Below are 22355 nucleotides of genomic sequence, written 5' to 3'. Positions count from 1 at the left end.
AACAGCGTTGTTGGCATTCGTAAATAATATTTCGCAAATATTTATGATAAACTTGCTTCATAAATAGTTTTAGGTTGTTTTTTATGTTTTCGAAGCCTTCGCAGACGGTTTATACCGTTTCGCGCCTTAATAGAGAGATCAGAACAGTATTAGAGCAAGGCTTTGCTTCATTAGTGCTGACTGGCGAAATTTCTAATTTTATTGCGCCAGCATCTGGACATTGGTATTTTTCGTTAAAAGATGACAAAGCACAAATTAAAGCCGCTATGTGGCGAGGTAACAACCGAAGCCAAAGTTACCGCCCAGAAAACGGCGCACAAGTAACAGTAAGAGCACGCGTCTCACTTTATGAGCCTCGTGGCGATTACCAGCTTATTGTTGAGCATATGGAACCCGCTGGCGAAGGCCAACTCAAGCAAGAGTTTGACGCGCTAAAAATGCGTCTTGCTGCTGAAGGGCTGTTTAGCTCTGCGCATAAAAAGCCTTTACCGCTAAATATAAACCGTATTGGTGTAATCACCTCTGCAACAGGCGCAGCCATAAAAGATATTTTAACCGTACTTAAACGCCGTGCGCCGCAATTAGAAGTTATCATTTATCCTGCTATGGTGCAGGGCAAAGAAGCTCATGTGCATTTAATTAATCAAATAGAATTAGCTAATGCACGTAATGAAGTAGACGTACTTATTTTAGGACGCGGCGGCGGTTCACTTGAAGATTTATGGTGTTTTAACCACGAACAACTTGCGCGTGCTATTTATCAAAGTGAATTACCCATAGTCAGTGCGGTAGGCCACGAGATAGACACAACCATTAGCGATTACGTTGCCGATGTTCGCGCTGCGACTCCATCAGCGGCTGCTGAGCTTGTAAGCCCTAACACGCAAGAGCTACATAACAAAGTAACGCAACTCATTAACCGTTTAAGCAATGCCTTTAAACACGATATTGCTGATAAGCGCGCGCTTGCTACGCAATTACAGCATCGTCTTAACTTGTGCCATCCGCGCAATCAGCTCAATCAAAAAGCGCAACGATTAGACGAGCTAAGCATTGCTTTACAACAAGCAATGCTGCAGCGTTTGTACCAACAAGAACGTAATCTAAACAGTTTAACATCGCGCTTAATGCGCCAATCACCGGATAAAAAGCTAGCGCAGGCTTCGCATCAACTGTCGCAGTTACAAGCAAGGTTAAAACAGGCTATTCAACAGCAATTACAGCAAGCCAATAATAGCCTAGCATTACAAGCAAGTAAGCTCGACTCAGTAAGCCCCCTTAATGTTCTAGCGCGTGGCTACAGCATCACTAAAACGCCACAGGGGAAAGTAGTTAAATCGGTGGGTCAAATTAAAACAGGCGATGTGTTAATTACAGAGCTTGGCGATGGCATAATAAAATCAACAGCATCATAAAATACGCTTTCAGTTAAAGCTCTGTTGTCATTAATAGAGTTAATTCACTGTCGCTCGAGGTGGAGGTTGTTCTTTTAAACTGTAACCAAAACTCTTGCTTCATTAACTTATCGTTAAGCTCTCGCCAATGGGTATGATCGAATATATCGTTACCCGTTGGCGCTGCTAGTTTAAATTTACAAACCGATGACTTACATTCTGCGCTCACAATATCAGGCATTGAGGTTAAATCTGCGGTAAGTAAAAAATCCTGCAATGCGGTTTCAGTTTGATAAGCCCATTCTTCATTACGTTGTTGTTCATCAAACTGAGCCTGTAAAGCGGCTTCAACATCATTTGGGGCACGCAACTGCTTCACCACATTTTCCATTAACGACTTTTGCTTAGCTAATTGCAGCTTAAGTTGTGTAACTTGTTCTTCTAGGGGGAGCTCATCAATTTCTTGAGGTACTAAAGCGGTGGAGGTGGTATTTTCATTTTGTTCTAAACTAACGACCTCTTCAGTAACAGCTGGTATCACTTTATTTGGTGTTTCTTCATTGCTTTTAGATTGCTGGGCATGTTTTTTTTGCAAAAGAGTATTAATTTGCTGTGTCTGAGCTGCCTCTAAATCATTTGGGACTAAGTTAAAATAGCCCCAAGTCAAACCTACACCAGCAATAAACCCAACCCCTAAAGTTAATAAGCTATTCTTGTTCATTTTAATTCCCTTTAAGTTTTATTTTACTTACATGTTAAAGCATAGCGCTGGTATGGGATTCGTTTTCAGGCTCTGGTGTCGCTAAAAAGTTTTGGTTCATACTTTGTGCAGGACACGGACAATCCGGTCTGCCAATAATTTTAGCCGGTACGCCGACAGCGGTGGTATGTGGCGGCACCGCGGTTAAAACGACTGATCCTGCGCCAATACGCGCGCCCTCGCCTACCTCAATATTACCCAGCACCTTAGCACCTGCACCAATAAGCACACCAGCTCTAATTTTAGGATGACGGTCGCCTTGCTCGTTACCAGTACCACCAAGCGTTACCGATTGCAGTATTGATACATTATCTTCAATAACTGCCGTTTCACCGATGACAATACCCGTTGCGTGGTCAAACATGATGCCTTTACCAACTTTACAGGCTGGATGAATATCTACGCCAAACACTTCAGAAGTTCGACTTTGGATAAAGCGCGCTAGTTCTTTACGATTCTGTTGCCATAGGCAATTAGCTAATCGGTGAGCCTGAATAGCATGAAAACCCTTTAAGTTTAAAATAACAGTGAGGTAGGTTTCAGCGGCAGGGTCTCTATCTTTCACAGCTTTTATGTCTTCTGCAACAAAAGACAGCATACGGTCGCATTTTACAAATGATTGATCGAATAATTCGCGAATAGTGAATGCCGATACAACTGCATCCGCCAATTTATTAGCAACAATAAAGCTTAACGCCGAACCCAAGCACTCATGATTCAAAATACATGAATACACGTGACTTGCCAAAAGAGGTTCGCGAGTGACGACTTCATTTGCTTCACTTCGAAGCTGTTGCCAAATTTCATGACGCATAATACTGAACTGCCTTAAATTGATATAAAAAAGAGCCTTTGGTCAAGTCTAACGGATTTAAAGGCCTAAGTGTTAACGCCTTAGTTATTTGTTCTGGTTATTAGGTATAACAAAGCATAACTCATAACAACTTATCATTTAGTCAACCACGGTTAAATCGGCCACACATAATAAGTTTTTACCTGTGGCTTTTGCTTTGTACAATAAGTCATCAGCCTCTTTAATCATACTTTCTATCGTGTAATCACTACAGGGAACAACACTTGCCAAACCAATACTGACTGTAAGTGTTTTACTGGGTAAAGACAGTTCGTTACAAATGTTAAGCTGTTTTAGCTGCTCTACAATAGCGTTAATAACCGTGGTTGCTTGTTCAGAGCTTGTGTTGCCATAAACAAGTGCAAACTCCTCCCCGCCAAAACGAGCACAAATATCGCTAGGTCTTTTTGTATATTGCTCAAGAATTGCCGCAACTTGCTTTAAACACTCATCACCTTGTTGATGACCATAAGTGTCGTTTAGTAATTTAAAATCGTCTAAGTCAATGATTGCTAATGAAAGGGGCATATTTAAACGCTTGCACCTATTCCACTCTTGCTCTAAAAAGCTATCAAAATAACCTCGATTAAATATATCGGTTAATCCATCAATATTTGCCAGTTGCTGAACTTCTTCTTCAGCGAGTTTTCGCTCTGTAATATTTTGATGCGTAATTACATAGTAAAAATCGGTATTAAGTTTAAATGGTACAACACGCATCATAAACCAGCGTTTTTCATCATCACTATGACATGGGTATTCTAAATATAAATCGCCTTGCTGCTCGTTAATGACAGCATTAATTCCTTCCAATGCCCTTAAGCCTATTTCGTCACCATTGTCTGCTGCTTTTTTACAGGTAAATAAATAATTTTCTTTTTCCCAAGCACCGCATGAGCAGTCATTTTCTTCACCAAAGTTTTGCCATCCCTTATTTATAAAAACTATTTCTCCTTCTTTATTAATTACGACAACCTGTTCTGGCATGGTATCCAATACCAACTTTAAAAATAATTTATCATCTAGCACGCTTACCTTCAGATTTATTAGAATAATTGTCAGAAAGTATATGTACTTAGCGTTTTTTTGACAAAAATAAATCCGCACTTTTCTTTAATTTTTTTATTTACCTAACCAATAGTTAAAAATGACATGACAGCAACACTAATTTTCAATCAGATCAAAAAGTAAATAAAACATATTAAAATCAGTAATTAAACATACATGACATACACAGTGTCATATGCCAAACTGTTTGCTGGCATACTCCTGACGGCGTAAAAAATAAAAACAAACGCTAAATTAGCATCATCAACTCAACAAGGATAACGATGATGAAAAACGACATATTAAATACTAAAAAACTCGGCTATAAATTTTACTTTCAAGATGGTGATAATCAGATAGCCTGCTTTGGAAGTTACTTTACCGGTAAAGAAGAAGTGTTTATAAATGATGATTTATTTAGTAAAGAGCGCAATATAAATTGTACAAGCACCCACTTTTTTGATTTTGAGAGCTCACAGTACCAAGTAAAGTTTGACATGCTCAACATACTCACAGGGCGAATGGAGTGCACACTTTATAAAGATACAAAAGTCGTTGCCAAACAAATTCAATGCAGTCTTCCTGACGATCCTAAAAAGGCTTTCTTTTTTATTGCTGGTTGCGCACTAGGCGGTGCGGTGTTTGGCTATGCAATTGCAACCATTATTGAACTATTTGTGGGGAAGCTTTAACGTGCAATTAAATCCTACAACTGTTAAATCACTCAGAGGCCAGTTAAATTGGACTCAGCAGCAACTTGCTGACGCTTGCGATGTTAGTTTACGAACAATTCAACGGGTAGAGAAAGAAGGTGCAGCATCAAAAGAAACAACGATGGCTTTATGTGCAGTATTAGAAGTACGTCAAGGTGAATTAATTAAACTTGAAGATGACACTAACTCTTCTACTGTTAATCCAGCTTTAAGCACACAAAATATAACCTCAATTTTAGCATTGTCGTCAGTCATCAGCTTTATATTAGGAATGATCACTGTATTTTTTATAATGAGTTAAGGTAGCAAAAAATGTCGAAATATAAAGCAAAAGAACGACGAGGCCACATTACTTTAATAGCCATAGCAAGCGCAATAATACTTTTAGGGTTAGGGATAAAGGTTGGCTCAATGCTATAAAAAAGCCCCAAACGTGGGGCTTTTCATTATCTACAAGTAGTTTTCGTTTAATGTTTTATTTAAAAACACTGTCCACTTTTACTACTTCGATGTTGTTAGCCTCAATGGCTAATTTATAATCGGCAATGATTTTATCTTCTGCAACAAGCTCTGCTGGTTTTTCTGTGTTGTAAACCATTGGCGAGGTTTGCTCTGACGCTAAACGTTTTTTCATGTCTTCGCCGTCACCGGTAATAAACACATACTGCACGTTATCAGTTTGCAGATTATCTTTAATTACGCGATTCACATCACCAAGCGTTAGCTTTTCAAGCTTACTTGTCACGTATTTTACAAACGATTCTGTGTTATAAAATTCGCTATCCAATGCATAACCTAACTGACGGTTTTGACTTGCTACAAGCTGCGGCACGAAGTTAATTAAAAAGTTACGTGTTGCCTCAAAGTCTTTTTCGGTCATGCCATTTTTAATTAATCTATCTAGCTCAAATAATGCGGTACGCGTTGCAAAGTGTGCATCGTTATTAGAGCGCAGCGGGCGCAACCAAATTTGGAATATTTGCTCAGAGCGTCCTAAATTTGCATCTGGTTTAGTTTGAAACATACCACGTGGGAAGTATTCTATGTACGAATAATCACCGTAATTCATACCGCGTGTTTGACGAATTCGCTCATACAAGTATGAGTTAGAACTACGATGCTCACCAAAGTATGAGCGCACAAGCCAAAGTGCTGTCCAATCTTCGCTGCTACGAATAGTATCAATAGGGAAACCAAACGATACCGCAGTAGATTGCGCCGATTTTTCAACAATAGTAGCATGATGACCTTTAAGTTCTGGTGCATCAGGGATACTTAAACGGCTTTGCTCGCCTTTAGGTAGGGTTGCTAAATCGCTCATCATTTCGGCTTTAAGCGCGTTAGGCACAGCGCCAATTAAACCCAATGTTAGTTTAGATTGGGTAAGCTCTGTGTTGTAAAATGCTTTTACATCATCAAGAGTAAGTGCTTCTAAGTCTGAAATATCACCATAGTTGTAGCTCTCGTATGGGTGGCCTTTATAAAGCGTACTGTAAAGTACTTCTTTACCTAGCTCTTCATCATTAGAGGCTTTTAAGCCAGACTTAATACCGTCGATCATTTCTTTTTTAAGGCGTTTAAAGTCATCGTCTCTAAAACCTGGGTTAAGTAGTTGCTCGCTTATAAGTGCATACCAAGTTTCAGCGTTATCTTTATGAATACGCCCCTGGAACGACAGCATTTCTTTATCTATTTGGTAACCAAAGCTACCCGCAAGCGGATAAAGCGCTTTTTGGATTTCCTTGTAGCTGGTACTTTGCGAACCACCTCGAGCAAGCATAGCGGCGGTAAGTGCGGCTACACCTTTTTTACCCTTCGGATCGGCGGCTGCACCTGTATTGAATAAAAAGTTTACATCAACCAGCACCGAGCTATTAGTTTTATCAAGCACTTTAAATGCCGGTGCCTCTGGCGCTTGCTCAAGCTTTGCAACCACCTCGCTTAAACTCGCCTCTTGCTCAAACCCCGGTGCTTTCTCAAGTGCCGACATTGTCACTGTAGTGCGGGTGTTATCTACAAAGTATTTATTAGCAACCGCTTTAATATCCTCAGCGGTGATGCTGTCGGCTGATTTATAAAGCTGGTTAATAACCTCAGGGTCGCGCTCAAAATGCATGTAACTCGCAAGCGTTGATGCTATTGCTTGCGACGAATCTAAACCATTAATAAAGCTATATTTAAGATTAGATTTTAAGTCACTTAATTTTTGTGCATCAACCAATTCTGTACGTGCTTTTGCGTAAGTGCGATTAATTGCATCGCGTGCTTTAGCTAAATCTTCTTCGTTTTCTACTTTTACAAATACATGCAGTAGGCCCGGATCTTTGGTTTCTGGATTATAGGTAAACATTTGGCTAGCAATTTGTTTATCAACAACCAGCTCTTGGTATAAATCTGAGTTGTTTGAAAAATAAAGCTGTGAGATTAAATCAAGCGCAGCTCGGTCTTTTTTAGCAGGCTCCCACGGCGCACCTTTGTACGATACCAGTAACCAATGCCCTGGTAAGGCTTTATTTTGCTCATGTAAATATTTAGGTGCTTGCTGTTTTGGCTCAGCTTTAATATCGGCAACGTAATCGCCTTTTTCCCAACCACCCCAGTGCTTTTTAACCATTGCCATAGTGGCTTTAGGGTCAACATCACCCACAATAACTAGCGATACATATTCTGGCTTATAAAATTTATCAAAAAATTCTTTACCGTAAGCCATTTGGTCTGGCATGGCTTCTATGTCTTCAAAAAAGCCCATTGTGGTGTGTTTGTAAGTATGCTTTTCAAAAGCCTCTGCACGCACAGCACTTAATAACTTGCGAATCGGGCTGGCGTTATTTTTTAAGTACTCACCTTTTACCGTCAATGCTTCGGTTCTAAATTGCTCTTCGGTGTAGGTTAAGTTTTGGAAAATATCAGCTTCAATCTCAAGTACTTTATCAAGGTGCTGCTTTGAGAAGTTTAAATGGTAGTTAGTGTAATCGTTGGTGGTGTATGCACGGTTATCAACCCCTGCATTTTTGAATATGGCGGTGTATTCGTCTTGCGGAAATTTTTTAGATCCTTTAAATACCATATGCTCAAAAAAGTGAGCAAAGCCGGTCTTGCCCGCCTCAACTTCGTTGCGAGATCCAACAGAAACCGGTATTTGCAGCGAAACTACATCAGGGTAATCCGTTTTAACAACCATGACTCGAAGGCCATTATCAAGCTCTTTAATAAGGTAATCTTGTGAAAAAACACGGTCATCAGCTTTTTTTATTTGTTCTTGTTTTGCTGTTTGCGTTATTTCATTTTTTTGCATTGCACAGCCAGTTAAAGCGAGTGATACCGCAAGGCTTGTTGCTAATAATTTAAATTTCATAATTGTCCTTTAGTAAATTGAGCAAAGTTGTTGTCAAAATATTTACAATTTCACTGCTAATTATGCCCCAAAGCCAATAAATATAAGAGCCCTCAGCGACTTTATTATGTAAACAACTGTGTCATGCACTTAATTTAGGAACATCTTTGTATGAATAATCCTCACGATGCTTGAAAAACTTTCACTTAAAAAATCTATCTAGACGTCTAAATGGCTGCTATATTAATTCTATCAACCATTGAGCTGGAATGAGGATTATGGCTTTATCACTGCAAGAGAAAATTGAGGACACTAATCAAGGTGTTTATCTTATTGGTACAACGCCCCCTAAAATAGGCACTGATGAAGCGCAATTAAAAACCATTGCAGAAAAACTATTAGGCCGCTTACACGAAATTGAATACGACGGTGTTGTTATTTACGATATTCAAGATGAGAGTAGCCGTACTAATCAGGCTCGTCCGTTTCCATTTAAGCAAACTGTTGATCCGCGTGAATACAGTAAGTTGTTAAAAGATTTATCACGCCTAGATGTAATTACATATAAAAGTGTAGCTCAGCGCGGTGTAGCAGAATTTAAAGATTGGCTAAATGAAACTAAAAATGAATTTGATTTAAAAAACGTTGTTTTAGTAGGCAGCCCATCGTCAGTAGGTGATATAAAACTAAGCCTACCCGACGCTTATAAAACATTAGCGAAGCAAAGTGATGACTTCTTTTTAGGAGGCGTAACCATTGCAGAGCGACATGCAAGTAAACGTAATGAACACGAACGCTTAATAGAAAAAACAACGCAAGGTTGTCAGTTTTTTATATCGCAAGCAGTTTATAACGCACAAGCCACTATTGATTTAATAACAAGTTACGCGCGTACCTGCAAGGCACAAGGCGTTGCACCAAAACGTATTATACTCACGTTTACACCATGTGGCGGTGAAAAAACCCTAGAGTTCATGCAGTGGCTAGGTATTTCAGTACCAGAGGCGACTAAATGGCGCATGCTTGACGCCGACAACACCTTGAGTGAATCGGTGCGTATTTGCCGCGAAAATCTCGATTCAATTTTAAAAAGCTGTGCACACTTAGACGTGCCACTAGGTTTAAACATTGAAAGCTTAACAAACCGAAAAGAAGAAATTGACGCATCAATAAACTTATACCGTTTATTAAAAGCAACAATGGAACTCAACCTAGCTGAAAAACAAATTGCTTAATAGTTAAACTAATTTACCCCCTTCTTGGCAAGCTACAGGCTTGCTTTTATTATCTCACCAACCTTAAAAAAACTTAAAAACAAAAATTAAATACACACCCACTTTGCTATTACCTCAAACATACTTTCAACTTTAATGGGTTTTGAAATATAGCCATTCATACCGCAATCTTGCGCCTTTAATAAATCGGTTTCTCTAGTATTAGCAGTCATTGCAATAATGGGTAAGTTTTTAAACTTAGCTTGTTTTTTTATTTCTATGGCTGCCGTATAGCCATCCATTCTAGGCATTTGGCAATCCATCATCACCCCATCGTAAGTTTTTTGTTTTAGCGCGTCTAACGCCTCAAAGCCATCATTGGCAATATCAACAATTAGGCCATTCTTACGAAGTATTTGTGTTGCTACTTGTTGATTAAGTAGGTTATCTTCAACCAATAAAATATGAAAACATTGCAGTTTTTGTAGTGTATTTTGTGTATTTGAGCTCTCTAATAATTCTGGTTTTTTAGTGTTTTTATATGCATAATTTGTAAAAGCACGTTATGCAATGTGCTTTTAATTATTGGTTTTATAAGTACTTTATAAGTGTTTTCACCAAACCCTAATAGGCTTTCGTTAAGTGCTTTATTTTCACAAGGCGCTACTACAATAAGTTTTTTGCATTTAACTTAAGCTCATTACGAAGAGACTGTGCAGCACTGTCATGATTTAAATTTAACGTTCGCCAATCTATAAATATAAAATCGTAATTTTGCAGTCCGCTTAACCGGTCTAGTACTTGATTGATGTTATTTACAATATCAAATTTCACTTCAAAACCTAAAAGCAGCGTTTGTAATGATGTTAACTGACTATCTGAACTTTCAATAACAAGTGCCCGCTTGGCTCTAATATGTGATATATCAAACTCACTTTGCTTAGTCGAATAATTAAGTGGAATAGTAAAACTAAAGCAGCTCCCCTTATTTAACTTGCTATTTACTGCAATATCTCCCTGCATTAGTTCAACCAATGTTTTGCTTATTACCAAACCAAGCCCCGTTCCACCAAACTTTCGGGTTGTCGATACATCAGCCTGAGTAAAAGGTTTAAACAGTGAGTCAACTTGTGCTTGGGTCATCCCAATGCCGTTATCTGAAATAGAAAAAGCGACGCTGCAACAGCTATCTACTTTTTGAACTAATTTAACAGCTAGAATAACCTTACCGCGGGTCGAAAATTTAAGCGCGTTATTAAGTAGGTTTAACAGCACTTGGTTAAGCCTTAATGCATCGCCAATAAAGAAATCAGGCAGCAGAGGGTCAATATCAAACACCACTTCAATTTTTCTTTGTGATGCTAACGTACTAATAATATTTACAAGATTTTCTAGGAAGGTATTAAAATTAAATTCTTTTTGTTCAAGCTCTATTTTACCCGCTTCGACCTTTGAAAAGTCTAAAATATCATTAATTATCCCTAATAAAGACTCTGCCGAATAATAAATTTTTTCAACATAGTCTCTCTGTTTATCCGAAAGTTCAGTATCTAAAACCAAATAAGCCATACCTATTATGGCATTCATCGGGGTGCGAATCTCATGGCTCATGTTTGCTAAAAAGTCTGATTTAGCCTCATTAGCAGCTTCTGCATCTTGTTTAGCAAGTTTAAGATCGTGGGTCCTATTGGCAACTTCTTGCTCCAAGTTTTCAGCCGCACCTTTAAGCACCTCATTGGCTTCGTAAAGCTGTAATGATTTGGCTTCAAGCAGCTTTTCGGCTTCTTTTCGCGCCAAGCGCTCTCGCTCTAACCTCCGCTGTAAAAGGGCTACATCCATATTTAACCTACCAGTGTTAAGTTAAACGTAGCCACTTGATGATCGTCACTGATCTCGCTGCTTATGCTTATATTTTCCTTAAAATGTTCGGCTGCACCTTCTATTAACCCTTCAGCAAGTACAGCAAAGGGTTACTCGAATGGTAAATCATCCGCATTTGGGTATCACTTAATCGTTTGGTTTGAAAGCTAGGTAACTCAACGTCGGTATATAGTTTTTCAACTTCTACATGCACGTGCCTATCTATGGTACCTAAAAAGTCAAATGTGGTAGTGAGCTCTTCAAAAAATTGTGGATAGTAGACTAAAAAACGCTTTAACAAATATTTCCCGTACTCTTTAACAAGTACATCAATCGGAATATTAACAATGCCACTCAGTGAAGTTACTAACTTTAAAAGCTCCTGCTTGTTATAGTTACCGACACTGGTATAAACCCCATTAGAATCCAGCTCGTTTTGCTCAATAATTTGATCGGCAACGGCTGGTGAAAATCTGATCTCGACCATTTCTAAAAATTCAGTAAAAATAATGCCTTTCATCGCTCTAGCAACTTATTAGTCGTAGATTAAGTATAGATTTAAACTGTAGTAATGCACATTTGTAAGAAGAAAAAACACTTACAATGTATTCCTATTTAAAGGGGGTTTTACTTATTTAGCCGCTTTATGTAAAAGTGACTATTAAAATAAGCGCAGCTGATGTGTATAAAATTGCTAAATACTATTTAAAAACTAATTTTTCATCACTAAATGGGGCATTAACAGCCCCATACTATTGGCTATTATTTACGGCGCCTGCTTGGAGCCCTTTTTCCTGTAATACGTTTTTTATCGCGATCTTTACGCGCTTTGTTGGTGTTTTTGCGGTTATCTTTAGGTGGCTTATTTAAATCAGGTTCATAACCTTCAAGCCATTGTGGTGTTAAGCGGGTATCAAGCAGTACTTCAATTTCTTCAAGTAGCCATTGCTCATCAATACTAACTAATGACATAGCAAGCCCTTGCTCACCTGCACGACCAGTGCGGCCTATGCGGTGTACGTAGTCTTCTGCTATGTATGGCAGCTCAAAGTTTATTACGTATTTAAGCGCAGGAATATCAAGCCCGCGCGCTGCTACATCAGTGGCAACTAATACGCGTGTAGTGCCCTCTTTAAAGTTTTGTAGTGCACGGTCGCGCGCGCCTTGCGATTTATCGCCATGAATAGATTCTGTTTTTAAACCGTCTTTACACATTTCTTTGGCAAGCTTATCGGCCATTTGCTTGGTGCGCGTGAATATAAGTACTTGGCGCCAATTTTTCATGCCAATCATGTGCGATACCAGCTCGCGTTTTCTGTCTTCATCAACAGCGTAAATAACCTGTTCGACTTCAACGGCAGCCGAGTTACGTTTATCTACTTCAATCAACTCAGGGTTTTTAAGTAGCTTTTTACTTAGCTCAAACACGCCGTCATCAAAGGTAGCTGAGAATAATAAGGTTTGGCGATCGCCTGGAATGTGGCGCAAAATACGTTTTATTTCATCAATAAAGCCCATGTCGAGCATGCGGTCGGCTTCATCAAATACCAATGAATCAACACTTGAAAGCACCACACTGCCTTTAACGATATGATCAAGTAAACGCCCTGGCGTTGCAACTATCACTTGCGCCGTTTTAAGTGCTTTAATTTGCGGGCCAATACTTGCACCGCCATACGCTAAAGCGCCCTGAATATTGCTGCCTTGGGCGTATTTTTCAAAACTTGCAAACACTTGCTGAGCAAGCTCACGCGTTGGCGTTAAAATAACCACTCGAGCAATACCTGGCTCATCTTTTTTTGGTGTATTTAAAAGTTTATGAAGAAGCGGTAATACAAAGGCTGCTGTTTTACCTGTGCCTGTTTGCGCGCTGCCCATTACATCGTTGCCCGCTAAAATAGGCGGAATAGTTTTAATCTGAATTGCGGTAGGCGTGGTGTAATTATTTTGCTCAATCGCTGTTAGTAATAACGAATCGAGATTAAGTGATGAAAATGATGTGGCAGACATAGGCTTAGCTTTAAAATAACAAAGAGCGCCATTATACCTGAGCTTTAGCAATAAAAAAGGCGCTATCAATAGCGCCCCATTTAAATGCTAATGTTAAACCGGTTTTAAGGTCGCTTTTCGCTCGTTATAAAATGCAATTAAATCATCAACCGTTGCTTGGCAGTATTCACGAATACCCGACACCACCATGTGCTTTTCACCAAAACCGACTTTTTCGCCGTTTTCTAGTAAATTAAAGCGTAAGGTAATTTTGCCGCGCTTGCCTGTGTATTCAAAACTTGGCTCAGCAAATTCAAGCGTTGGTGCTTTAATCTCAATGTTATCGAGGTTAATAATCATTGACTCGTAAATAACCATAGGCCGCGCAGGGTTAATCATCACCTCTTGCTTGCCCATTAGTGGAATAATGACATGTGGGAAAGCCGTACCAGAAAACTCAACATAGTTTTTTATTAAGCTATTAGTAAGTGTTGGGCATTTGCTGGTTTTACCTTCGCGTTTTACCTTTAATATAACTTTATCGCCATTGGTTACATCAAACTCGTCTCCCCCTACTGGGAAGTTAAGTTTGGTGTTTTCGTCAACCATACCAGCAAAGGTAAATTCCATTCGCTCACTTATACCGTAGCGGTCTAACACTAAAGAAAAAAGCAAGTCTCCTGGCGCGCAAAACTTTTTGGCATCTTTATCATGAAGTGGATTGTAATCATCGGCAACGCATTTTGCGAAACGACACCCTTGCTCACGAGAAATAGAAACATAATCAGCGTGCTGCTGAAAGTAAGGACTTAACATAGTTTGTTCACTGCTTAAACTGCTTATAACTTACCCATACTACCAGAAAAAAATTAAAGAGAGGTCGAATCACTTACAAAATGAAACAACTTACTTTTATTTTTGCTTTGCTTGCTTTTGTTTTTATTGATAATTTGTTGATGGGCCTACAAATAATAACTAAGGGATTGATCATTATGCTGCGTATTTTTGCTTTAACCTGTGTAATAACAACATTAACAGGGTGTTCTGGCGTTACCTACCATACCAATATAAACAACGATGTTTTAGCTGATGAAATTGGTACTTATGTAAATAAAAGAGATCTGCATCAATTTTATAGTGACCAACAAGCCCACGAAAGCGGTGCTTCATTGTTAGGTCGAATTGAAGGCGAGAGCTGTAATGGAGATGGCCGAGGTGAAAGCAGTAACGTTAGTTATAATCGCGCAAAATCAAGTGCCATAGATTCACTTAAAGCGGATGCAATGCGCAGAGGCGGTAATGCCTTTACTATTAATTCTTGTAGTGAAACTCCTCAATCTTATTGCGACATTTCGGTTACTTGTACGGGTCAAGCTTACGATTTGGAATAAATGCAGTAATACCGGAACTATTTAACACTGGCTACCAAAAACAAAAAAGCCGAACTTATTTACTAAGCTCGGCTTTTAAAAATGCATCATTTAGTCATTATGCACTTGGGTATGTGCGGTACGCACGCTCAATATTTTTAGCCTGCTTTTTAGAAATACCTAAATGAGCAAGCGCTACACGTAAACGCGCACGTGATAGGTCAGAGCCCAAAATTTCCATTGCATCAAGTACCGACGTCGATGACGTTTTACCGGTAATTGCTACAAATATCGGCTCTAAAAAGTCTTTAATTTTAAGCTCGTGGAATGTAGCAACCTCTTTTGCAATGGCAAAAATAGCTGGCTTTTCAAAGCTACGTAAGCCTTCTAGTTGCCATACAAAAAATTGTAGCGCTTGGCGTATTACGTTTTCGTCAGCTTTGCCCGCTGTTAACAGTGCAGGGTCGTAAGTTGGAATACCGCCTACAAAGTGACCGGCTAAATCAACCATATCCGACAGCGTGTTAATACGCGTTTTAGCTTCTGGTAATACTTTAGCTAGCATGTCACCGTTAAACTTCCAATCAACAAAGCGTTTAACAAGCTCTTCGTCAGTTAGGTTTTCGCGGATCCACGTACCATTTAGCCAGCTTAATTTATCTACGTCAAATACTGGGCCGCCAAGCGATACGCGCTTCATGTCAAAGTGTTCAATCATTTCATCAAGTGTGAATTTTTCACGCTCGTCTGGCATTGACCACCCCATGCGGCCTAAGTAGTTGAGCACGGCTTCTGGTAGGTAACCCATTTCTTTATAGTAATTAATACTCGTTGGGTTTTTACGCTTAGAAAGCTTTGATTTATCTGGGTTACGTAATAATGGTAGGTGGCCAAGTACCGGCGCTTCCCAACCAAAATCTTCGTAAAGTTTTAATAGTTTAGGTGCTGAGTTAATCCACTCTTCGCCACGAAAAATATGGCTAATTTGCATGTGATGATCGTCTACCACATTAGCTAAAAAGTACGTTGGAAAACCATCGGCTTTTAATAGCACTTGCATGTCTACGTTTTCCCACGGGATCTCAATTTCGTCGCGTAGGTAGTCGTTAAATTTAAAGGTGCCTTCGCTTGGTATTTTCATACGTATAACGTAAGGCTTACCTGCAGCTAAGTTTGCTTTAATTTCGTCTTCGGTGTGGTTCAAACCACGACCATCGTACTTAGGGCGCAGACCTTCGGCCATTTGCTCTTCGCGCATTTGGTCAAGCTCTTCACTGGTTGCAAAACAGTAAAATGCTTTACCTTGCTCAACTAACTGATGCGCGTATTTTTTATATAAACCGCTACGTTCAGACTGACGGTACGGGCCAAAATCACCACCTACATCAGGGCCATGATCCCACTCAAGGCCTAACCAACGCAGGCTATCCATAATAGCTTGCTCTGATTCTGGTGTGCTGCGCACTTGGTCGGTGTCTTCTATACGAAGCACAAACTCGCCGCCTTGCTGTTTAGCAAAACAGTAGTTAAATAAAGCAATGTAAGCTGTGCCAAGATGCGGATCACCTGTTGGCGACGGGGCAACACGAGTACGGATTGTCATGGTAATGTCTCTTTAAATAAGTGAGATAAAAATTATATGGTTACGTTTAAGCAGCTACTTTATTTAAGTACGCAATAATATCGTTAGATTCGTAAAGCCATTGAGTTTGGCCATTTTGCTCTATACGTAAGCAAGGCACTTTAACTTTGCCACCTTGCTCTAATAACTCTTGTCGATATTGCTCATTGTCTTTTGCATCGCGTGTTTCTATGTTCAAGCCTTCGCGCTTAATAGCACGGCGTACTTTCACACAAAACGGGCATGCTTTAAATTGATAAAGTTTAAAATGAGAGGTTTGCAGATCAAGCTTGGCTTGCTCGTCGCTTGCACGCTTTTTACTACGAGGAGTAAATATAAAATTAAAGAATAAAATTATACAACCTAAAAACCAACGAACGAATTTCATGCTTAATACTCTGACTACAACAATTTAAGGAGCCAGATTTTAGCACAAATTTACAATCAAAAAAGCTCAATACTAATGAGAAACCCTGACTTGTTCGCTGAGCGTAAGCTCGTAACATGATGTCACCTTATTCCGTCCTGTTTTTTTTGAGTGATATAACGCCATGTCGGCTTGGTTTACTATGCTTGAAACGGTATCAGCGCTCTGCAGCTTTAAAAAGCCAATACTAATTGTTAACTGCTGTATGTGCTCAAAATCATGGCTGGCCACCCGCTGTTGTAAACGAGTTAGCGCATTAAGTGCATCCGTATTTGTTTGCGACTGAAATACGATTGCAAACTCTTCCCCTCCGTATCTAAAAGCATAATCTTCAATTCTAAAATTATTTTTTATGAGTTTAGCAACTTGTGCAATAACACCGTCGCCAACTACATGGCCAAATGTATCGTTAACATTTTTAAATAAATCAATGTCAACAATGGCTAAATACCAACAGCGTTTTTTATGTACTTGCTCTCGGGGTAATAAAAAACCATTGCCGGTGACAATTTCCATTACTTTTTTGTCAAAGGTTTGACGATTTAAAAGCCCCGTTAAAGGGTCTAAGCGCGACTTATGCAAAATCCATAATTGATTCGCGTATACATTTAAAATGTACATAGCTAATGCACTTATTCTATCGGTTATTAACTGCTTGGTTTTAATAATTAAAACACCCAGAATAGTATCGCTATGATTAACTGGGATGTATGTTGTTACATCATCAGTCGTATGAATAACTCTTGTTTTACTAGGCGTTGCTTTATTGAGTATTAATTGGGCTTGACTGGGCTCTAAGTATGTTAAGTTGCTTTGAGTGTTTAAAAGCAGAGGTGGGGCTTTCAAAGTAACGTGCTTATTTATGTAAATCGCAAAATTATTTTCGCTTAGTAAGTCACCTAACACGTCTATTAAAGCCGAATCTAAATGGCTTTCGTCTTCCTGACAAGTGAGTTCGACTACCCACTCGTGGCCACATGAATTGGCTTGCATTGCCACACCCTGTCTTGAATAATTTTTAACCAGTGTAGACGTAATCTATAACTTTACTAAATAATTAGACAGTTAATTAAAATTCATTCTTTTTAGTTAAGCATTAAAGTAGTACCAAGTCGTCTCTATGCAATACTTCTGAACCAGCGTCATAACTAAGCAACTGAGCAATATTATTTGAATGTGCGCCTTTAATTTTATTAACCTCCGAGCGACTAAAGCGGGTTAAACCGCGCGCAATTACTTGGTTATTTGTATCAATCAAATCTATTAAGTCCCCACGTTCAAAATCCCCAAAGGCATTGGTGACCCCTTTGGCCAATAAACTTGCCCCATTATTTTGCAGCGCACTAATAGCGCCTGCGTCTATTGCTATTTGCCCATTACTTTTAGGCCCGGCTAATAACCATTTTTTGCGACCATCTTTAGGCGCTGTTAACTTTAAAAAGCGCGTACCCGGTAATTTCTCGCTCATGCATTTTAAAATAACGTTGCTGCCAGCGCCTTTGGCAATAATGACTTCAACGCCTGCACGCCTGGCCACATCGGCCGCTTGCAGCTTTGTTGCCATACCGCCGGTACCTAAATGTGTTCCGCTGCCACCAGCAAGTAGGCGAAGTTCATCGTTTATGTGAGCTACTTCGTCAATAAGCTTTGCATCGGCATTGATGCGCGGATCGCTGGTAAACAAGCCGTCTTGGTCGGTTAATAATAGCAATTTGTCTGCGTTGGCTAATATTGCCACCAAGGCTGATAGGTTATCGTTGTCACCTACTTTAATTTCGCTTGTGGCAACGGCGTCATTTTCATTAATAATAGGCACTACATCGTAGCTTAGTAAGGCCGTTAATGTATCGCGTGCGTTTAAGTAGCGCTCTCTGTCATCAACATCAGCGCGTGTTAACAGCATTTGCCCTACGTTTACGCCATACAAGGCAAATAAAATTTGCCATATATGAATAAGTTGGCCCTGCCCTATTGCGGCTAACATTTGTTTATCAACTAAGCTCGTACCACAGGGTTTTAATAATTGTTCGCGGCCTGCAGCTACAGCCCCACTTGATACTACAATAACCCGATGCCCTTGTTTTTTAAGCTCACAACATTGGCGAACTAACTCAACCATATGGGCTTTAACTAGTTTATCGGTGCCACCAGTTAGTACGCTCGTACCTAACTTTACAACTATTACCTGTTCCCTTTGCATTGTTTTTAACTATTAAGATTTTAATATGGTTTAATTTATACCAGCTCGGTATTTTTGAACAAGTTAAAAATTTTCATGCTAGGATCGCGCTATATTTTATCGTTTAAATGAGTCTTATGCCTGCTAGTTTATGTTTAATTATTGCCACTTTTTTATGGGGCAGTTCGTTCATAGCGCTTAAATACGCCATTGCCATTTACGATCCGGCATTAGTGATATTTTTACGTATGCTTACTACGCTCGTTATTTCATTGTGTTTATGGCGTTATGTTATTCGCTTTGAATATCAAAAAGGTGATTGGAAGTATTTAGTGGGCATGTCGCTTGCTGAGCCTTGCTTGTACTTTTTATTTGAAGGCCACGCAATGGAATATACATCGGCATCTCAGGCGGGTGTTATTGTGTCGTGCTTGCCAATAATAGTCGCATTTTTAGCATTTTTTATGCTCAAAGAATACATAAGTAAAGCCATTGTGGTGGGCTTTACGCTATGTATTGGCGGCAGTATTTTACTTACGCTTCTCTCTCCTAGCTCAGAACAAGCGCCTAACCCTATATTAGGTAACTTTTTAGAGCTAATGGCTATGGTGTGCGCTGCTTTTTATACCGTTAGCATTAAACACTTAGCAAACCGGTATTCACCACTGACTTTAATTGCATTACAAGGCATTAGCGGAAGTTTGTTTTTTGCCCCCTTTCTATTTTTTATTGACCTACCCAGCGAAAATCAACACGACCTAACAGCACTTATGAGTATTTTATATTTAGGCTCTTGCGTTACCCTAGGCGGCTACGGTATGTATAACTATGCCATTAGCAAGGTATCGGTGCTTACAGCGGCGGCGTATTCAAATTTAATCCCCATATTTACACTTATTTTATCGGCTATTATTTTGGGAGAGGTACTTACACTTTGGCAGTGGCTTAGTATTTTTGTAGTCTTTATTGGCGTTATGGTTAGCCAGCGCCATCAAGAGCTTGTTGTTGATATACCACTTAGTGAATCCGGTGAAGATATTTCTGCCGATACCAATAACCTCAAATCGGTGCCCGACGCTAATGCATCAAAGGGATAACAGGTAAGTAAATAAAGCCCCGGTGTGCGTAAAAAATCATGCTGCGATTGATGAATTATATCAACCGCCGTGACTGTATACTGCTGTAATTTCCCGCTTTGTAACTGCATAGTAAACTGTTCACCCACTTTAGCGTGCTGCAAAAACGCAAAGTGGGTGTCGTTATGGCCTGCTATTAACGCTCCCTTTTGGCGATCACCCAATTCACCAGCGGGCAAAAAATGGCTTGGTGCAAATGCTAAATTTCGACCACTCGCACCACCGAGCACACTTAATGTTTTATTATGCGATGGAAAATGAAGCTGCGCGGTTACAAAACTGTCAGCATAAAACCACGGTTTTACTTTTTCACTGGGCCGGCTTAGGGCTTGCTGCCACGCACGCTCAATAAGCACTTGTGCAAACCATGCCTTTGTTTGCATATAAGCTCCGTGGCCAAACAAGCTGAGCCCTATAATTAATAGCCCTGCACTTAACCACTTTTTCATGTTTTAACGCGTCTTTTTAATTTAAGTACACCAAGTGTTATAAGTAACATACTACCTAACATTATATGCAGCCTACTTTGACCATCGGTTTGCGGCAAACGCATTTTCATCCCTTGCGGCACTTGGTTAGCGACTTGAGCAGTTTGATCTGCAACGTCTTTAATTTGAGCATGTTCAATGGCAATAAACGCAGTAAATGGACTTAATAGTTGATGCGTTAATGCTAATTTTTGCACCTTGTCTTTAACACTACTTTGCTCGTTATATAAAAGTAGTGACTTAATTTTTTGACGCGCCCACAGTTTCGCTATGCCTTGAGCACTTGAGCTATTTTGTGTGCTTAATTTAATACTTAAAGGCCCTTGTGCTGTTTGCCCTGTAAGTATCACACTTTTAGCATCATTAAGTTTTATAGCGACCATGATAGGCTCGCCAAAATATAAATCAGGTAAGGATGATGGCCAAAAATCTAAAGGGTTACCGTTTTCATCGCTTAAAGCTAGCTCAGTAATGGCTGGGTGGGCGAGCTTATCAAATAACTGCTGCATTTTAGGCTGTACTTCTTGTGTGCTGCCAATAAAAGTAAATGTGCCTTTTCCTATATCTGCTGCACGGCGCATAAAAAAGCTATTAGGGGCGCTACCAATTCCTACTGTAAATAAACGGCTATCACCTAATTTAGCCTGAATATTTTTAAATAAAGTAGCTTCGTTACTTACACTGCCGTCGGTTAAAAACACCACTTGGCGTACAAAACCATCAAACGAACTGCCATCAAGTACCGCATCAAGCGCGCCTTGTATTTCTGTGCCGCCATCGGCCTCTAGGCTGTAAATAAAACGCTCAGCTCGGCGTAAGTTAAAATCACTGGCTATAAGAGGCCTATCACTCATGGCTGTGACATTATTATCAAAACCAATAATGTTAAAGCTGTCGTCGCTTTCAAGTAACGACAGCGCATAAAATAACGCTTTTTTTGCCTGCTCAATAGACTGCCCATGCATTGAGCCTGAGGTATCTACTACAAATACCATTTCTCGGGGTAAGCGTTGAGTTTGCGTAAAGTGATCAGCAGGCGGCATTAGCATAGCAAGTCCGTATCGGTCGCCATTGTCAAACTGCTGGGTAAAAAAGGCAGCTTGCGCGATTTCTTTTTGAAGCGGCTTAAACTCAAGAACAAAGTCGCGGTTTATGGCATTTTGCTCGTTTAATGCAACGGTGTATTGGCCAAATGCAGGATTATGAATATCTACGTTATGAAATTTAGAGTTTATATCCACCAACTCTAACCCAACGTCTATATCTATATTTAAACTAAATTTACTACTCGGTGCGTCGTCATCGTTATACGCCGCGCTTTGTATACTGTAAACAGGGCTTAACCAGCCGCTTGGTGCCGTATTGACGGGAGCTTGGTTTTGCTCATTAAACTCAACTTCACCGCTAATTGCGTGGTAACGTGGCGTAATTGTGGTAGGAAAACGAATGGCAAAAGTGCCACTGCGGTAACTAATAATTTCTTGATACTCAAGCTCAATAACCACCTGCTCACCAGGACCAATATTTGACACATTAGTGACAAACATATTTGCCCGTTGTTGACGCACAAGTGCGGCCTGTTTCCCTGCCTTTTGTGCGTGTGCGTATTTTTTTTCAGCCTCTATTTTTTTATCAATTTGGCCTTTAATGACTCGCTCACCTATACGCATTGTCATGGCATGTACTGCACTTTCGTCGGGTAAGGGAAATACATAACGCGCATTCACCGCAAACAGGTTTTCGTTTTGATAAGTTTGCTTAACAACAACATGGTTAATTAACCCTGTTACAGTCATTTGGGCGTCGCTTTTTAATATAATAGCTGGGCTAACGGGCTTACCTAAGGTGTCGGTTAGTTCAAGCTTTGGCGATTGCGCATAGCTACTTTTGCTTGCTAATAGCGCCATTGCCGTGAATATAAAAATGCTTGCCTTAACAAGCATTTTGGTTGGGTTACTCAACATAAAATC

General features: G+C 39.8%; 21 protein-coding genes. 6 read left to right on the top strand and 15 right to left on the bottom strand.

Annotation, left to right across the window (positions count from 1 at the left end; all coding sequences use genetic code 11):
• Positions 1-83: 83 nt before the first annotated feature.
• Complete coding sequence (xseA, locus tag KZZ04_RS01215; protein WP_058403057.1) at positions 84-1415, top strand: exodeoxyribonuclease VII large subunit; 1332 nt, start codon at positions 84-86, stop codon at positions 1413-1415.
• A gap of 13 nt (positions 1416-1428) precedes the next feature.
• Here xseA and KZZ04_RS01210 read toward each other — a convergent pair whose 3' ends face one another.
• The 3 genes from KZZ04_RS01210 to KZZ04_RS01200 all read right to left on the bottom strand — a co-directional run bounded on the left by KZZ04_RS01210 (position 1429) and on the right by KZZ04_RS01200 (position 4036).
• Entirely contained in the window at positions 1429-2115 is a 687-nt protein-coding gene (locus KZZ04_RS01210; protein ID WP_219421495.1) for a hypothetical protein, read from the bottom strand.
• A 34-nt stretch (positions 2116-2149) separates the two neighbouring features.
• The gene (gene cysE / locus KZZ04_RS01205) at positions 2150-2968 is read right to left on the bottom strand and encodes a serine O-acetyltransferase (protein WP_058403059.1); all 819 of its coding nucleotides are present in this window, start codon (positions 2966-2968) and stop codon (positions 2150-2152) included.
• A 138-nt stretch (positions 2969-3106) separates the two neighbouring features.
• Complete coding sequence (locus KZZ04_RS01200; protein ID WP_058403060.1) at positions 3107-4036, bottom strand: sensor domain-containing diguanylate cyclase; 930 nt, start codon at positions 4034-4036, stop codon at positions 3107-3109.
• Positions 4037-4338: 302 nt separating this feature from the next.
• On the opposite strand from KZZ04_RS01200, the gene KZZ04_RS01195 reads away from it, so the two are divergent.
• Both KZZ04_RS01195 and KZZ04_RS01190 read left to right on the top strand, forming a co-directional pair.
• The gene (locus KZZ04_RS01195; protein WP_219421493.1) at positions 4339-4746 is read left to right on the top strand and encodes a hypothetical protein; all 408 of its coding nucleotides are present in this window, start codon (positions 4339-4341) and stop codon (positions 4744-4746) included.
• A 1-nt stretch (position 4747) separates the two neighbouring features.
• A complete protein-coding gene (locus tag KZZ04_RS01190; protein ID WP_058403062.1) occupies positions 4748-5068 on the top strand; it encodes a helix-turn-helix domain-containing protein in 321 nt (106 codons plus the stop codon).
• A 174-nt stretch (positions 5069-5242) separates the two neighbouring features.
• Here KZZ04_RS01190 and KZZ04_RS01185 read toward each other — a convergent pair whose 3' ends face one another.
• Positions 5243-8122, bottom strand: coding sequence for a pitrilysin family protein (locus KZZ04_RS01185; protein WP_219421491.1), 2880 nt, complete (start codon positions 8120-8122; stop codon positions 5243-5245).
• 257 nt (positions 8123-8379) lie between these two features.
• Here KZZ04_RS01185 and KZZ04_RS01180 point away from each other — a divergent pair, with 257 nt between their 5' ends.
• The gene (locus KZZ04_RS01180; RefSeq protein WP_058403063.1) at positions 8380-9336 is read left to right on the top strand and encodes a methylenetetrahydrofolate reductase; all 957 of its coding nucleotides are present in this window, start codon (positions 8380-8382) and stop codon (positions 9334-9336) included.
• A gap of 86 nt (positions 9337-9422) precedes the next feature.
• Here KZZ04_RS01180 and KZZ04_RS21145 read toward each other — a convergent pair whose 3' ends face one another.
• From KZZ04_RS21145 to KZZ04_RS01160, 5 genes are all read right to left on the bottom strand, one after another.
• Positions 9423-9773 carry a response regulator gene (locus tag KZZ04_RS21145; RefSeq protein WP_257903502.1) on the bottom strand — a complete coding sequence of 117 codons (351 nt, stop codon included), beginning with the start codon at positions 9771-9773 and terminating at the stop codon, positions 9423-9425.
• A 208-nt stretch (positions 9774-9981) separates the two neighbouring features.
• Complete coding sequence (locus KZZ04_RS01175) at positions 9982-11154, bottom strand: ATP-binding protein (protein WP_257903501.1); 1173 nt, start codon at positions 11152-11154, stop codon at positions 9982-9984.
• Between the two features lie 103 nt (positions 11155-11257).
• Positions 11258-11695 (bottom strand): heme NO-binding domain-containing protein, encoded by a 438-nt coding sequence (locus tag KZZ04_RS01170; protein WP_257903500.1) that lies wholly within the window; start codon positions 11693-11695, stop codon positions 11258-11260.
• A gap of 242 nt (positions 11696-11937) precedes the next feature.
• Positions 11938-13185 carry a DEAD/DEAH box helicase gene (locus KZZ04_RS01165; RefSeq protein ID WP_058403064.1) on the bottom strand — a complete coding sequence of 416 codons (1248 nt, stop codon included), beginning with the start codon at positions 13183-13185 and terminating at the stop codon, positions 11938-11940.
• Between the two features lie 93 nt (positions 13186-13278).
• Complete coding sequence (locus tag KZZ04_RS01160) at positions 13279-13980, bottom strand: DUF3581 domain-containing protein (protein ID WP_219421489.1); 702 nt, start codon at positions 13978-13980, stop codon at positions 13279-13281.
• Between the two features lie 176 nt (positions 13981-14156).
• On the opposite strand from KZZ04_RS01160, the gene KZZ04_RS01155 reads away from it, so the two are divergent.
• Entirely contained in the window at positions 14157-14555 is a 399-nt protein-coding gene (locus tag KZZ04_RS01155; protein ID WP_138527750.1) for a hypothetical protein, read from the top strand.
• Positions 14556-14652: 97 nt separating this feature from the next.
• Here the strand turns inward: KZZ04_RS01155 and gltX are convergent, their stop codons facing one another.
• The 4 genes from gltX to proB all read right to left on the bottom strand — a co-directional run bounded on the left by gltX (position 14653) and on the right by proB (position 18782).
• Positions 14653-16137, bottom strand: a complete 1485-nt coding sequence (gene gltX / locus KZZ04_RS01150) for a glutamate--tRNA ligase (protein ID WP_219421487.1) — start codon at positions 16135-16137, stop codon at positions 14653-14655.
• A 46-nt stretch (positions 16138-16183) separates the two neighbouring features.
• Positions 16184-16543, bottom strand: coding sequence for a glutaredoxin domain-containing protein (locus tag KZZ04_RS01145; protein ID WP_058403067.1), 360 nt, complete (start codon positions 16541-16543; stop codon positions 16184-16186).
• Positions 16544-16615: 72 nt separating this feature from the next.
• The gene (locus tag KZZ04_RS01140; protein WP_058403068.1) at positions 16616-17575 is read right to left on the bottom strand and encodes a GGDEF domain-containing protein; all 960 of its coding nucleotides are present in this window, start codon (positions 17573-17575) and stop codon (positions 16616-16618) included.
• A gap of 103 nt (positions 17576-17678) precedes the next feature.
• Positions 17679-18782 (bottom strand): glutamate 5-kinase, encoded by a 1104-nt coding sequence (gene proB, locus KZZ04_RS01135; protein ID WP_219421485.1) that lies wholly within the window; start codon positions 18780-18782, stop codon positions 17679-17681.
• Between the two features lie 116 nt (positions 18783-18898).
• On the opposite strand from proB, the gene KZZ04_RS01130 reads away from it, so the two are divergent.
• Positions 18899-19858 carry a DMT family transporter gene (locus KZZ04_RS01130; RefSeq protein WP_008130411.1) on the top strand — a complete coding sequence of 320 codons (960 nt, stop codon included), beginning with the start codon at positions 18899-18901 and terminating at the stop codon, positions 19856-19858.
• Here the strand turns inward: KZZ04_RS01130 and KZZ04_RS01125 are convergent.
• The gene (locus KZZ04_RS01125; protein ID WP_219421483.1) at positions 19753-20346 is read right to left on the bottom strand and encodes a class GN sortase; all 594 of its coding nucleotides are present in this window, start codon (positions 20344-20346) and stop codon (positions 19753-19755) included. The genes KZZ04_RS01130 and KZZ04_RS01125 overlap by 106 nt on opposite strands.
• Entirely contained in the window at positions 20343-22349 is a 2007-nt protein-coding gene (locus KZZ04_RS01120) for a marine proteobacterial sortase target protein (RefSeq protein ID WP_219421481.1), read from the bottom strand. Before KZZ04_RS01120 ends, KZZ04_RS01125 begins: the two co-directional genes overlap by 4 nt.
• Between the last annotated feature and the right edge of the window lie 6 nt (positions 22350-22355).

Source organism: Pseudoalteromonas sp. CR1 (assembly GCF_019392235.1).
GTDB lineage: Bacteria > Pseudomonadota > Gammaproteobacteria > Enterobacterales > Alteromonadaceae > Pseudoalteromonas.
The sequence above is the reverse complement of the archived record's forward strand: the minus strand, read 5'-3'. Positions and strand labels throughout refer to the sequence as shown.

What these genes read in the sequence shown, in the direction of transcription:
- xseA (WP_058403057.1), top strand. Translation starts at nt 84, where the DNA reads ATGTTTTCGAAGCCTTCGCAGACGGTTTATACCGTTTCGCGCCTTAAT.
- KZZ04_RS01210 (WP_219421495.1), bottom strand. Translation starts at nt 2,115, where the DNA reads ATGAACAAGAATAGCTTATTAACTTTAGGGGTTGGGTTTATTGCTGGT.
- cysE (WP_058403059.1), bottom strand. Translation starts at nt 2,968, where the DNA reads ATGCGTCATGAAATTTGGCAACAGCTTCGAAGTGAAGCAAATGAAGTC.
- KZZ04_RS01195 (WP_219421493.1), top strand. Translation starts at nt 4,339, where the DNA reads ATGATGAAAAACGACATATTAAATACTAAAAAACTCGGCTATAAATTT.
- KZZ04_RS01185 (WP_219421491.1), bottom strand. Translation starts at nt 8,122, where the DNA reads ATGAAATTTAAATTATTAGCAACAAGCCTTGCGGTATCACTCGCTTTA.
- KZZ04_RS01180 (WP_058403063.1), top strand. Translation starts at nt 8,380, where the DNA reads ATGGCTTTATCACTGCAAGAGAAAATTGAGGACACTAATCAAGGTGTT.
- KZZ04_RS01175 (WP_257903501.1), bottom strand. Translation starts at nt 11,154, where the DNA reads ATGGATGTAGCCCTTTTACAGCGGAGGTTAGAGCGAGAGCGCTTGGCG.
- KZZ04_RS01170 (WP_257903500.1), bottom strand. Translation starts at nt 11,695, where the DNA reads ATGAAAGGCATTATTTTTACTGAATTTTTAGAAATGGTCGAGATCAGA.
- KZZ04_RS01165 (WP_058403064.1), bottom strand. Translation starts at nt 13,185, where the DNA reads ATGTCTGCCACATCATTTTCATCACTTAATCTCGATTCGTTATTACTA.
- KZZ04_RS01160 (WP_219421489.1), bottom strand. Translation starts at nt 13,980, where the DNA reads ATGTTAAGTCCTTACTTTCAGCAGCACGCTGATTATGTTTCTATTTCT.
- KZZ04_RS01155 (WP_138527750.1), top strand. Translation starts at nt 14,157, where the DNA reads ATGCTGCGTATTTTTGCTTTAACCTGTGTAATAACAACATTAACAGGG.
- gltX (WP_219421487.1), bottom strand. Translation starts at nt 16,137, where the DNA reads ATGACAATCCGTACTCGTGTTGCCCCGTCGCCAACAGGTGATCCGCAT.
- KZZ04_RS01145 (WP_058403067.1), bottom strand. Translation starts at nt 16,543, where the DNA reads ATGAAATTCGTTCGTTGGTTTTTAGGTTGTATAATTTTATTCTTTAAT.
- KZZ04_RS01140 (WP_058403068.1), bottom strand. Translation starts at nt 17,575, where the DNA reads ATGCAAGCCAATTCATGTGGCCACGAGTGGGTAGTCGAACTCACTTGT.
- proB (WP_219421485.1), bottom strand. Translation starts at nt 18,782, where the DNA reads ATGCAAAGGGAACAGGTAATAGTTGTAAAGTTAGGTACGAGCGTACTA.
- KZZ04_RS01130 (WP_008130411.1), top strand. Translation starts at nt 18,899, where the DNA reads ATGCCTGCTAGTTTATGTTTAATTATTGCCACTTTTTTATGGGGCAGT.
- KZZ04_RS01125 (WP_219421483.1), bottom strand. Translation starts at nt 20,346, where the DNA reads ATGAAAAAGTGGTTAAGTGCAGGGCTATTAATTATAGGGCTCAGCTTG.
- KZZ04_RS01120 (WP_219421481.1), bottom strand. Translation starts at nt 22,349, where the DNA reads ATGTTGAGTAACCCAACCAAAATGCTTGTTAAGGCAAGCATTTTTATA.